General features: G+C 50.3%; 7 protein-coding genes. 6 read left to right on the top strand and 1 reads right to left on the bottom strand.

Annotation, left to right across the window (positions count from 1 at the left end):
• Window positions 1–22: 22 nt before the first annotated feature.
• From P2W70_RS28240 to P2W70_RS28215, 6 genes are all read left to right on the top strand, one after another.
• Window positions 23–1,147: an efflux RND transporter periplasmic adaptor subunit gene (locus tag P2W70_RS28240; protein WP_276484925.1), complete on the top strand. Its 1,125-nt coding sequence runs from the start codon at window positions 23–25 to the stop codon at window positions 1,145–1,147.
• 211 nt (window positions 1,148–1,358) lie between these two features.
• The gene (locus P2W70_RS28235) at window positions 1,359–2,342 is read left to right on the top strand and encodes an aldo/keto reductase (protein ID WP_276484924.1); all 984 of its coding nucleotides are present in this window, start codon (window positions 1,359–1,361) and stop codon (window positions 2,340–2,342) included.
• Window positions 2,343–2,509: 167 nt separating this feature from the next.
• A complete protein-coding gene (locus tag P2W70_RS28230) occupies window positions 2,510–4,171 on the top strand; it encodes a sensor histidine kinase (protein WP_276484923.1) in 1,662 nt (553 codons plus the stop codon).
• 430 nt (window positions 4,172–4,601) lie between these two features.
• A complete protein-coding gene (locus P2W70_RS28225; protein WP_276484922.1) occupies window positions 4,602–5,954 on the top strand; it encodes a TolC family protein in 1,353 nt (450 codons plus the stop codon).
• An 18-nt stretch (window positions 5,955–5,972) separates the two neighbouring features.
• The gene (locus tag P2W70_RS28220; protein ID WP_276484921.1) at window positions 5,973–7,133 is read left to right on the top strand and encodes an efflux RND transporter periplasmic adaptor subunit; all 1,161 of its coding nucleotides are present in this window, start codon (window positions 5,973–5,975) and stop codon (window positions 7,131–7,133) included.
• Window positions 7,134–7,188: 55 nt separating this feature from the next.
• Entirely contained in the window at window positions 7,189–10,383 is a 3,195-nt protein-coding gene (locus P2W70_RS28215; protein ID WP_276484920.1) for an efflux RND transporter permease subunit, read from the top strand.
• A gap of 122 nt (window positions 10,384–10,505) precedes the next feature.
• Here the strand turns inward: P2W70_RS28215 and P2W70_RS28210 are convergent, their stop codons facing one another.
• The gene (locus P2W70_RS28210; RefSeq protein ID WP_276484919.1) at window positions 10,506–12,890 is read right to left on the bottom strand and encodes an endo-1,4-beta-xylanase; all 2,385 of its coding nucleotides are present in this window, start codon (window positions 12,888–12,890) and stop codon (window positions 10,506–10,508) included.
• Window positions 12,891–12,929 lie beyond the last annotated feature (39 nt).

Below are 12,929 nucleotides of genomic sequence, written 5' to 3'. Positions count from 1 at the left end.
TGCCTCTTTCTAAAAAAAGCATATGAGATCAAGACCTATAATAGTATTCGCGTTGGCTGGCCTGGCAATGGCGCAGACGGCCTGTAACTCATCGCACGGTGAGAAAAAAAACGAGCCGGCTGCGGTAGCCGCTCCACCCGTGCTGGAAGTGTTTACTCTGCAGAAAGATAAATTGTCGACTGCTTTTCAAACACCCGCTGAACTGGTGGCCTGGCAAAATGTAGACCTCTATGCCAAGGAGAACAGTTTTGTCAGGAAGTTGTATGTAGATGTAGGTTCGGAAGTGCAGGCAGGCCAATTACTGGCTTCGCTGGAGGCGCCGGAATTAAGTTCCAGGCTGGCCGCTGCTGAATCTCGGCTCAAATCACAGGAGGCTATATATACTGCCAGCAAATCGCAATACGACCGTTTGCTGGAAACCAGTAAAACACCTGGTACCATTTCACAAAATGACCTCGACCAGGCTGCTGCCCGCAAGAACTCCGACATGGCGCAACTGGAAGCTGCCAAAGCGGCCCACAAGGAGGTGAGTGTAGTGCAGGGGTATCTGGAGATCAGGGCACCATTTGCAGGAGTGATCAGTGCACGGAATGCCAGCCAGGGCGCATACGTCGGTCCGTCAGGTAAGGGCTCCGAATTTCCCATGTTTACCCTGCAGACACAAAGAAAGCTTAGGCTGGTAGTGGCCGTTCCGGAAGCCTATACCGGCTACCTCGATAGTAAGCATCCGGTTGAGTTTACGGTGAAAGCCATTCCCAATGAAATATTTAGAGGGCAGGTAAGCCGGCAGTCAGGTGCACTCGATGCACGCCTTCGTTCGGAGCGGATAGAGATCGATGTGGAGAACAACAATAAGAAATTACTGCCTGGCATGATTGCGGAGGTAAAGATCCCTTTCCCTGCCAAAGACAGTACGTTGATCGTGCCGAAGTCGGCCCTGGTGAATTCAACGGAAAGGGTATTCGTGATCCGGGTGGTGAACGGCAAGGCGGAATGGGTTGATGTAAAACGTGGCCGTGAGACCAATGGAAAGATTGAAGTGTTTGGCGATAAGCTGCAATCGGGTGATCAGTTGGTCAGGAAAGGAAGTGAAGAAGTTCGGGATGGGGCCGAGGTGAAGAATCTTAAAACTGTAGCAGGTTATTAATGCGGGCCGGCTTCAGGGCTGTAAGCACGATATATAATTGGAAAGGCCACCGGGTAAACCGGTGGCTTTTCTTTTGGGGCTTATGTCTTTTAAACGGGGCATATGCGACATCAGGTCGGTGCTTGTGTTTGAATATTATAAGGAAAGCTTTGATCTTTATAAAATAGCGGCTTTCGTTTGGTGGTAACTTTATAATCTAAACAGATGAGCTATGAAATACAGAAACCTTGGAAGAACAGGAGAGCAGCTATCGGCTGTTGGTTTGGGTTGTATGGGCATGAGTCATGCCTATGGCAACCTGGATGATCAGGAGTCCATTGCCACCTTGCACCGGGCGTTGGAGTTGGGTATCAACTTCTGGGATACTGCTGATATGTATGGAAAAGGTGCGAATGAAGAGCTGGTATCGAAGGTGTTGGTGTCGAACCGTGAAAAAGTGTTCGTGGCTACCAAATTTGGTTTCCGTTACCGGGAAGATGGTACTACCTATATCGATGGTTCGGTTGCTTACCTGAAGACAGCGGTGGAGGCCAGCCTCAAAAGATTGAAGATCGACACGATCGATCTGTACTATGCGCACCGGATCGATCCGCAGGTGCCGGTGGAAGATATGGTGGGTGCCATGGCTGAGTTGGTGAAGGAAGGTAAAGTGAGGTATCTCGGCTTATCGGAAGCTTCAGCGGCCTCCATCCGAAAGGCGCATGCCGTGCATCCGATCGCCGCCCTGCAGAGTGAATATGCGGTGGTGACCCGTGGGGTAGAGCAGGAGATACTGCCGGTGATACGTGAGCTGGGCATTACCCTGGTACCGTATAGTCCCCTGGGACGGGGTCTTATCACGGCAACCGTGACCGACACCAGCCAACTGGGTGACGATGATTTTCGCAAAACCCTGCCCCGCTTCAAGGCGGAGAATTGGGAGGAGAATCAGCGGCTGGTGAGTGGTTTTGCTGGTCTGGCGGCAGGCAAGGGCGTTACGGCTGCCCAGCTGGCGCTGGCCTGGGTGCTTGCGCAGGGAAACGACATTATCCCTATCCCCGGAACCAAGAAACGTAAATACCTGGAAGAGAATGCCGCATCGGTAGCCGTGGAACTCACGAACGATGAATTGAGATCGATCGACGAATTATTGAAGCAATTCCCCGCTGCCGGCGATCGCTATGGGGAAGGGATGTTGAAACTGGTGAATCATTAGAAGCAACGTGGCTGAAAGGAGAAAGGCTGATCTACCCGTAGCAGGGAGACCAGCCTTTTTTAGGGTAGCATCCTGTTCCTCAAAATATTCGTACATTTCTTCGGGGATACCGGCCGGCAGGCGGCCTATCCCGGTTAAGGCGCTGGTGAATACCTAAATCACTCAACATGAAAGGATTCTCCCTAATGCGACGTTTCAGGGATGTTTCGATCAAAAAGAAGCTGTATTTCACGGTGGGCATCATGGCCCTGTTGATTGCTATTGAGCTTTGTGCGCTCATCTTCTCTATCAACACACTATCTTCTGTAAGAGCCTATGTAAACGGTGAAGGCCTCTGGTCCAAGAGCCAGAAGGATGCCATGTACTACCTGATTAAATATGGTCGGAGCCGGGATCAGCAGGATTATGACAAATTCAATGAATTTCTGTCCGTGCCCATCGGCGATCACCGGGCTTTGCAGGAGCTGGGCAAAGAAGAGCCGGACATGAAAGTTGCCCGGGAAGGATTGATAGCAGGTGGCAATCACCCGGACGATGTGGAGGGCATGATCAAACTGTTCAGGCGGTTCTACAACAACCCCTATATCAATAAAGCCATCGGTGCCTGGATGGCAGCGGATAGTCTGCTGCCGCAGTTCAATGTAATTGGAGATCGGTTGCACCAGGAGATCAACAGTGCCAATCCTTCTGAAGACCGTATCAATACGATCCTGGCAGAGATAGCTCCCCTCAACGAAGCCATCACGCCTTTGGAAAATAAGTTTTCTTCCACCCTTGGTGAAGGTTCCCGCTGGTTGGAAGACCTGGTGCTGCGGGTCCTTTTTATTATCGCTTTGACGGTGGAGTTATCCGGGCTGGCCATTGCTTACTGGGTTAGCCGGAATATTCAAAAAGGCCTGGACGAGATCCTCCGTACTGCCCAGGATGTCACCAGCGGCGACCTGACCAGGCGGGCCAGGGCCTTCTCCAAAGACGAGATTGGCATATTGGCCGGAGACTTTAATATCATGACCGCCCGGTTGTCGCAGATGACTGAAGAGATACAGGAAGCCAATGTTGGTTTAGAAAAGAAAGTGCAGCAACGTACTGCCGAGCTGGAACGCAAGAACAAGGAGTTGGAGCAGTTTGCCTATGTAGCCTCCCATGATCTGCAGGAGCCTTTGCGTACCACTACTGGTTTCGTAGAAGCTTTACGAAAGCAATACCGCGGGCGTATCGATGAACATGCAGACAGGTACCTCGATTACATTGCGCAATCGGCCGACCGGATGAAAACACTGATCAAGGATCTACTGGATTACTCGCGCATCGGGCGTGAGATGCAGTTTGTGCCTGTCAATTGCAAGGCGGTGCTGACTGAAGTACTGGCCGATCTCGATACCGTGATCAGGGAAAACCAGGCGGTGATCACAGTAGGCGAGTTGCCCGTTGTGCACGCCTTCCCGACAGAAATAAAGCTGTTGTTCCAGAACCTGATAAGCAACTCTATTAAATTCAGGCGCCCCGGCATTTCTCCCGCTATCCAGGTCGACGTGGAGCCGGGAAATGGGTGTTGGAAGTTTTGGGTAAAGGACAACGGGATCGGGATGGACCCCAGCTATCAGGACCGGATCTTTATCATATTCCAGCGTTTACACAACCGGCAGGAATACGAAGGGTCGGGTATCGGGCTCGCCCATTGTAAGAAGATCGTCGAATTGCATGGCGGAAAAATATGGGTAGAGTCATCCCCCGGAAACGGCTGTACCTTCTTTTTTACGATTGCAGAACAACCTGCCGTACCTGAGGAAACCATAATCAGGCTATCCCACCAAACCATAAAAGCGTAGTATACCATCCGTTCCTGTTTCCTTATCCTGCTGGCCGATCCGCCTGTTTGTTGAACAAAACTGGCTGGTCAACAGGCGTTATCTGTCTAAACAATCCCATGATATGGCCATTGTTTAGCTTTGGATAAGGGAAGAGATTTGCATAATAAGTGCTTGTCAGTGGCTTGATACAACAGGCGGCGAATTTGGTTCGACCGCCGGTAAAATATTGTGCCAAAACAAATTAAATAAGAACGGGTTAAAATTAATTGCCTGATTACAATGCACTTTAATAATTTTGCCGCATCTCAGGAAAAGTCCCTGCAACTCTCAGGCAGGTATTATCCAGGATTGACGCCCCGGTCATCCCTGCTTTTAAACAAAAGCAGTTTAGGTCACCTATGCATTCTATTTTGCGTGTTCCGGTTTTATTCGAAAATAAAAGTGCAATATGAGCAACTTAAATAAAGAAAGGCTTTCTAAAAAGAAGAAGATCCTGCTGGCATGGCTATTGGCTTTATCGTCTCCATTGCTGTTGCCTGCGCAACAACAAAATGGCGACAGTGTATTGACGCAGGCCACACTGGAAAATGTGATCCAGTACGCCATCCGGCGACAACCCCTCATCCAGCAGTCATTGATTGACGAGCAAACGGCCGAAACAACTATTAAAAGCAAACTGGCAGACTGGTTTCCTCAGTTGAACTTTAACTACCTGTTCCAGCACAACTTTGAGGTCCAGACGGTATTGATCGCTGGTGAAGCACGGAAGCTCGGGGTTAACAATACCTCGAACCTGCAGTTTCAGGCTACCCAAAACATCTTCAACCGCGATGCCCTGCTGGCCAGCCGAACGGCCAAGGATGTAAGGCGCTTCGCGAAGCAAAACACCAGCAGTACCAAGATCGATGTGGCTGCCAACGTGGCGAAGGCGTTTTACGACGTGTTGGCTACCGAACAACAGATCAAGGTCTCTTATGAGGATATAACAAGGTTACAGCGAAGCCTGAAAGATGCCACGGCACAATACAATGCCGGGGTGACCGATAAAACCGATTACAAACGTGCTACCATTGCCCTGAACAATGCCAAAGCATTGCTGAAGGGGCATGAGGAGCTGCTGATCTCCAGGAAGGAGTACCTTAAATCGTTGATGGGTTATCCGGATAGTCAACCAATCAACATTATCTACGACAGCTTGCAAATGGAAAGGGAGATCCCCCTGGATACCACCCAGACCGTCAACTTCGCCAGCCGTATCGAATTCCAGTTACTGGAAACGCAAAAGCGGTTGCAACAAGCCAATGTCAGATATAATAAATGGAGTTATTTGCCCAATCTGTATGCTTCGGGCGCTTATAATTTCAATTACCAGAATGACGAGTTCGGTAAGCTTTACAATACTAATTATCCCAACTCTTTTGCGGGTGTAACCTTGTCGCTGCCCATTTTCCAGGGAGGAAAACGGAAGTACAATATTCAGGCAGCCGAATGGACCCTGAAGTCACTCGACTGGCAGGAGATCGGGCTTAAGAATTCGATCAATGCAGAATATGCACAGGCCTTGGCTATATACAAGAGCAGCCTGGCCACTTACCTGGCACTCAAAGAGAACATGGAACTGGCGCGGGAAGTGTATGACGTGATCAACCTGCAATACCGAAATGGCGTAAAGACATATCTTGAAGTGATCACAGCCGAATCGGACCTGCGTACGGCACGTATCAATTATTATAATTCGCTTTACGTACTACTTTCCTCGAAGATCGACGTACAAAAGGCATTGGGACAAATCAATTATTAATATCAAACATCTCAGCATATGTTGTTCAATAGGATAGGATATTTTTCAAGCGTAGCATGCCTGGCAGTACTCGCTTCCTGCGGTGGTAATACCCAACAGGCCGGTCCTCCTGCGCCTCAGGCAGTAAAGGTGACAACGACCAAGGTGGCTACTACAGATGCCGTTTATTATGATGAATACCCGGGTACCGTTACCGCACTCAACCAGGTTGAATTGCGGGCGCAGGTGAACGGATACGTGACCGGTATTTTCTTTCAGGACGGTGCCCAGGTAAAAAAAGGACAACGTTTATATACGATCGATCAGCAGGCTTACGAGGCCAACTACCAGCAGGCACAGGCCAACCTGGCCGTGCAGGAAGCCAACCTCATCAAGGCGCAAAAAGATGCTGACCGCTACCATGCCCTGGATGAGCAGGACGCGATCGCGAAGCAGGTAGTAGACAATGCCGATGCGGTGCTGGAAGCTGCCAAAAAACAGGTAGAGGCGGCGAAAGCCAATATCCGTGCGGTGCAAACCAATGTACGGTATACCACGATCCTGGCGCCTTTCGATGGTACCATCGGTATCTCGCAGGTAAAAGTGGGCGGTCCTATTTATGCTGGTACCACCATATTGAACACGGTATCCTCCGATGATCCTATGGCGGTGGATTTCACCATCAACCAACAGGAATTGTACAGGTACAGCCAATATCAGCAGCAGGGCGTAAAACCTAAGGACTCGATCTTTACGATCGCCTTTGGCCAGGATGTTTATCCGCAGACTGGTTCTATCAGCCTGATCGACCGGGCGGTAGATCCGCAAACGGGCAATATCAAGATCAGGTTGGTGTTTCCCAACGCCAAGCATGTTTTGCGTTCAGGCATGACCACTAAAGTGCGTGTCAAGAGTAATACGGCAGCACAGGCCGTCATCATACCGTACAAAGCGGTTACCGAGCAATTGGGTGATTTCTTCGTATATGCAGTGACCGACAGCAGTACCGTTACACAACGTAAAGTGGCACTTGGCCGCCAGGTGGGTACCGGTGTTATCATACGTGAAGGTGTGCAGGCAGGCGAAACCATTGTGGTGGAAGGAGTGCAGAACCTGCGTGAGGGTTCAAAGATCACCGATAAACCCGCAGAAACCCAGGGTGCTCCTGGCGCCGGTGGCGCAGCCGCCCCCAAGAAGTAATCGAAGCGGACAGCAAGTTATTATTTGAACCGAGGACCAATAAAGACGATAACTAATGATAGCAGATACTTTTATAAAACGCCCGGTAACGGCCATTGTAATATCGATCGTAATTGTGCTTGTGGGGCTTATCTCCATGAATGCGTTGCCGATTGCACAGTATCCGGACATTACGCCGCCCACGGTTTCGATCGCGGGCTCGTTTACTGGTGCGGATGCGCAGACAGTAGAACAAACAACTACTACTGCCATCGAAACACAGGTGAATGGTACACCAGGCATGACCTATATTACCAGTAACAGTACCAGCAGTGGACAGAGCAGCATTACGGTGAACTTTGAAGTAGGTACGGATATTAATATCGCTACGCTCGATGTACAGAACCGTGTAAGTGTGGCTGAACCTACCTTGCCGGATGCGGTTAAACGTTTGGGATTGACGGTGCGTAAACGTAATCCCAGCATCATGGTGGCCCTGGCGCTTTATTCGCCTAACGGAACCCGCAACCCGACATTCCTTGGGAACTATGCCAATATCTACCTGAAGGACGCCTTGCTGCGTGTAAAAGGGGTGGGTGATATCTTCACCCGCGGTGATGACTTTGGTATGCGAATCTGGCTCGACCCCAAAAAACTGGCCGCGTTGAATATGACCACCGGCGATGTGCTCGGTTCGCTGAGCGAGCAGAACCTGCAGGTGGCAGCCGGTACCATTGGTGGTAATCCGCAGCCTAATTTACAGGCCTTCGAATACAGTGTATTGACCAATAGCCGTATCAATACGGTGGCGCAGTTTGAGCAGATCGTGGTGCGTACGCGACCTGCAGATGGAAGCATCGTGCGGTTAAGTGATGTGGCACGCGTTGAGTTGGGTAAATTCGATTACAGCAGTAACAACTTTGTGAATGGCAAGCCAGCGGCATTCATCCTGATCTATCAGGCTCCTGGCGCCAACGCCCTCGATACCTGGGAAGGATTGCAGCATACGTTGGCCGAGTTGAAGAAACAATTCCCCAAGGATGTAGATTATGCCGTGCCCCTGGAGACCATCTCTGTGGTTAAGGTATCTATAGAAGAAGTATTGCATACACTCGTGGAAGCCCTGATCCTGGTGGTGATCGTGGTGTTCCTTTTCTTGCAGAACTGGCGTGCCACCCTGATCCCCGTCCTGGCGATCCCTGTATCGTTGATCGGTACCTTCATTTTCTTCCTCCCTTTTGGATTTACCATCAATACGCTGACCCTGTTCGCCTTCGTATTGGCGATCGGTATCGTGGTGGATGACGCCATCGTTGTGGTGGAAGCGGTGCAACATTATATCGACCACGAGAAACTGTCACCCCGGGAAGCGACGCAAAAAGCCATGTCGGATATCTCTGGACCAGTTATTGCCATTGCCCTGATCCTTGCGGCGGTGTTCGTACCAGTAGGATTTATTCCTGGTATCGTAGGTCGGCTTTACCAGCAGTTTGCGATCACAATTGCGGTCTCGGTAATCATATCGGCCTTTGTGGCACTTTCGCTGACACCTGCTCTGTGTAGTATGATGCTGAAGCCTTCGAAGGACCCCGGTGCCCGCAAAAATATCCTGGACAAGTTCTTTGACTGGTTCAATCGTGTCTTTGGAGGTATAACAAACTCATATACCAGAGGTGTTGGCAAATGGATCAAAGGAGCACCTTATGTGGTGATCATGATGATCTGTTTGTTTGTTGGTTTGTTCTATATGTTCAAAACAAAGCCTACCGGATTTATCCCAACGGAGGATGAAGGCCGTATGTTCGTGACTTATGAAATGCAGGAAGGTACATCAACCACGCGCAACGTAGCGATGCTGAAGGATATCATGAGCCGCATCCAGAAGATCGATGGTGTTGGTACGGTGGGTGGTCTCGCTGGTCTCAATATCATCAACTTCTCCTTCAAATCGAACTCCGGTACCTTGTTCGTTACCCTGAAACCATGGGATCAACGTAAGGCTAAAGAACAGCATGTAGAAGGGATCATGGGGCAAATAGTGCGGGCAACGTCGGATATCAAAGAAGCGACAATCAGGCCTATCGCGCCACCCGCTATCCCCGGTCTGGGGCAGACGGCCGGTTTTACCTTCGAGCTGCAGCAAACGACCAGTACCGATAATATCCAGGAGTTTGAAAAAGTAAGTCAACGTTTTCTGGGTGCGCTGTACCAGCGTCCGGAAATCGGATTGGCGTATACCTTCTTCTCTACTAAAACGCCCAGCTACCAGGTGGATGTAGATAAGGAAAAAGCCAAGAAGCTCGGTGTACTGGTTTCAGATGTATATGCTACGATGTCGACCTTGCTCGGTAGTAGCTATGTCAATGACTTCAACCTGTATGGTCGTAACTTCCGCGTAATGGCACAGGCCGATAGTAGTTTCCGCGGATCGTTGAATGATTTTCAGAACTACTATGTACGTAATAGCCAGGGCAGTATGATCCCGATGAGCTCATTGGTTTCTTCCAGGCTGGTAGAAAATCCGGCAGTGATCTCGCACTACAATATCTATCGCTCTATTGAGATCAATGGTTCACCCAAGCCAGGCTTCAGTAGCGGACAGGCCATTCAGGCACTGCGTGAAGTGGCGGCGCAGGTATTACCATCCGGATATTCTTATGAATTCTCTGGTATGAGCCGCGAGGAGATCAAGGCAGGGGATGCTACCACGACGATCTTTGCGATCTCGATCGTGTTTGTGTTCCTCTTCCTGGCAGCGTTGTATGAGAGCTGGTCCATTCCGTTCTCTGTACTGTTTGCCGTGCCGATCGGACTATTTGGTTCTATCCTGACATTGGTCCTGATGCCCAAGCTTTCGAATAATATCTATGCGCAGATCGGTATGATCACGTTGATTGGTCTGGCGGCAAAGAATGCGATCCTGATCGTGGAGTTTGCCAAAGAGCGGGTTGACCGTGGCATCGATGTAGTGCACGCGACCTTACAGGCGGTGCAGCTGCGTCTTCGCCCGATCATTATGACCTCGCTGGCCTTTATCCTGGGTGTACTGCCGTTGGCTTTCGCATCGGGTGCGGCATCAGTATCACGCAACACGATTGGTTGGACGGTGTTTGGCGGTATGATCGCTGCAACAACGCTTGCCATCTTTGTGGTACCGGTGTTATTTGTACTGATCACCAAACTCTCCTACGGCAAAGCGCTCAGGAAATTGCAGGAATCGCAAAAGCTACAGGAGGAGATTGATAAAAATATTGCTACCGGCGAAAGCTGATGGAAAATGAATAAGTAGCCTTCGGGCGACATGGTTGTTCCGGGGCTGACGGAACAGCAAAACAGGAAAGGAGTGATCCTTTCCTGTTTTTTATGAGTGTGTCAGAAAGACGAACTTATGGTTCAGAAGTTGATGACCTGCTGATATACTGGCTTCGGTTGTAGGTTTTTGTCAAACAACAACGGGTAATCTTTACGACCTGTAACAGGGAAATTGTCCAGCCAGCTGTTGCGATCCGAGATATTCCAGAAGGTTACGCCGGTAATTTGTTTGCCATACTTCCTGAATAGGTCGAAGGCCATCTTGTATTTTTCCGCTTGTTGTTGTTCTCTTTCGGGAGTGAAGCTGTTGTTGGCATCTTCAGGTCTTCTGGGTCTTGCGTTGTGTTCTTTGGGGTATATGGAGATGTCAAGTTCAGTGACCTGTATCGACAACTTCAAGTCGGCGAAATCACGCAGCGTACTGTCGAGTTGTGCTGTGGAGGGTTCGTTGATGGCCCAGTGTCCCTGAAGGCCAATGCCATGAATGGGGATGCCTTTTGCCTGTAAAGATTTAATGAGGCGGATGATCTTGGCACGTTTGACGCTGTTGATCTCATCATAGTCGTTATAAAACAACTTCGCTTTTGGATCGGCTTCGTGCGCCCACTGGAAGGCTTTGGCAATGTATTCCTCTCCCGCGATCTGAAGCCAGGGCGAATTGCGCAGGTATTCATCGGGCTTGTCAGAAATAACTTCATTCACGACGTCCCAGGCATAGATCTGACCTTTGTAGCGGGTGACTACAGCAGTAATATGTTTTTTCAATCGATCGAGTAATACTTCTTTGCTGACCGGTTTACCTTGGTTGTCGACAAATAGCCAGGCGGGTGTTTGATTGTGCCAGCAAAGTGTATGACCCCGTAATTTCAGTTTGTTTCTTTGCGCAAAGGCTACGATGGAATCGGCATCGCGCCAGTTGAAATCATTTTCCCGCGGATGGATAGGCCCCATCTTCATCGCGTTCTCGGGTGTCAGGCTATTGAATTGTTGCAGAATAAGTCCAGCTTCTTCTGACCTTATAGCGCGTGGGGAAACGGCAACGCCAATGGGGAAATAGGATTGATAATAGTCTTTCAGTCCTTTGGCATTTTGAGCGATCGCGTTGTCGAAATAGCGGGCAGCAAAGGGGATGAAATAAGCCCAGTTGGGGCCTGTCGTGTGTCCACCCGCGTGTTGCCGGAAAGCCAGGTCACCATCGGTCATGCCGGTTTCCTGCGGAGGCATTTCATTACTGCCAAGGTCCTTTTTGCCCAGTAATTTGTAAACCGGGCCTGCATGTACAGTAGCGATGAACATACCCCGACCATCGATCCAGTTGCCTTCTACCTGGGGCGATCCTACGCTGATAAACACAGGGCGTGGTGCGCAGAGGGCAATGAGCTCATGGGCATCGACGGGAAGGTCGTTGGGGGTGAGCGGACCTGCATATTTAATGAAATTGCCGGCGAACCAATGGTATTCACCGGATGAAGCGAGGTTCTCTACCTGTTCTCCAAATACACGGCGGAGGATCTTGGCGCCACCGGCACCCGAAGAACCGATGAAGCCGATCGCAAAACGGCTATCGTAAGCCATCGTGACCAGCGCTGCTTTGCCATATCTTGAAAGTCCCTCTATCCCTACGCGGTTTGCGTCGACGGCTTTATCTGTTTGTAGATAATCGAGCGCGCGGCTGGCTCCCCATGCCCAGGCCTTGAGGGTACCCCAGTCACCGGGTTTGCGGTGTTGCCCTTTATTGACCAATCCGATAATGCCTTGTGTTAAACCGGCCCCATTGTCTGCCTGGTAGCTGGTGGGAACCAGTACAGCATATCCCCATCCCTTGGCGAGTAATTGCTGTTGCCAGTTGGGGGGCGCATTCCTGGAAGTGTCACGAGGGGGATTGAATCCTGGAGGGAAGTTGAATCCAAATTCCATGATGACAGGTACAGGTCCTTTGGCATTGGCTGGCGTGGTCAATGATAATTGTATATCTACTTTGATGGAGGGCCAGGATGAATTGTCGACATGCCCTACCAGCTTCTTAGTGATGACGGCTATATCGCCTTTCACCTCGTTGATGGTTTCCGTTATTTCCCAGGCAACACCCGGTGTATTGGAAGGGGTGTGTCCATACATTTCCTGGTCGAAGGCGGCCACGATCTCGGGGCGGCGCTGGCTCCACCAGGTAGCGGCCGTGGTAACCGGCTGACCATTCTGTAGCTTGAGGGGATCGGGGAGTTCTTTATAGGATGATGCTTTCGCTTCATCACTGTTGGCGGCATTGGGTGCCTGCGGATTGCCGGACGGTCCCGGACGTGTGGCCGTGATCGACAGCGCCTGTAGCATTTGCTGGTAATCAAGTTGTGTGGCTTTGCGCAGGCTGTCGAGCCGCAGACTATCGGTGCGCGAAATCCTGCCAGGCTGTGCACTCAGGGCAACCGAAAATAGGACGGTGAGGGTACACAGGAAAGGTGACTTCATCATAGCAAGTTTTGAAGATTGAGTAAATGGATCGGGTATGTT

This window comes from Paraflavitalea pollutisoli (assembly GCF_029360705.1).
Classification (GTDB): Bacteria; Bacteroidota; Bacteroidia; order Chitinophagales; family Chitinophagaceae; genus Paraflavitalea; species Paraflavitalea pollutisoli.
Note: the sequence above shows the minus strand (reverse complement) of the source record. Positions and strands in the feature narration are given on the sequence as shown.

Excerpts from the sequence above, each read along its gene's own strand:
- P2W70_RS28240 (WP_276484925.1), top strand. The coding sequence starts at position 23 with ATGAGATCAAGACCTATAATAGTATTCGCGTTGGCTGGCCTGGCAATG.
- P2W70_RS28235 (WP_276484924.1), top strand. The coding sequence starts at position 1,359 with ATGAAATACAGAAACCTTGGAAGAACAGGAGAGCAGCTATCGGCTGTT.
- P2W70_RS28230 (WP_276484923.1), top strand. The coding sequence starts at position 2,510 with ATGAAAGGATTCTCCCTAATGCGACGTTTCAGGGATGTTTCGATCAAA.
- P2W70_RS28225 (WP_276484922.1), top strand. The coding sequence starts at position 4,602 with ATGAGCAACTTAAATAAAGAAAGGCTTTCTAAAAAGAAGAAGATCCTG.
- P2W70_RS28220 (WP_276484921.1), top strand. The coding sequence starts at position 5,973 with ATGTTGTTCAATAGGATAGGATATTTTTCAAGCGTAGCATGCCTGGCA.
- P2W70_RS28215 (WP_276484920.1), top strand. The coding sequence starts at position 7,189 with ATGATAGCAGATACTTTTATAAAACGCCCGGTAACGGCCATTGTAATA.
- P2W70_RS28210 (WP_276484919.1), bottom strand. The coding sequence starts at position 12,890 with ATGATGAAGTCACCTTTCCTGTGTACCCTCACCGTCCTATTTTCGGTT.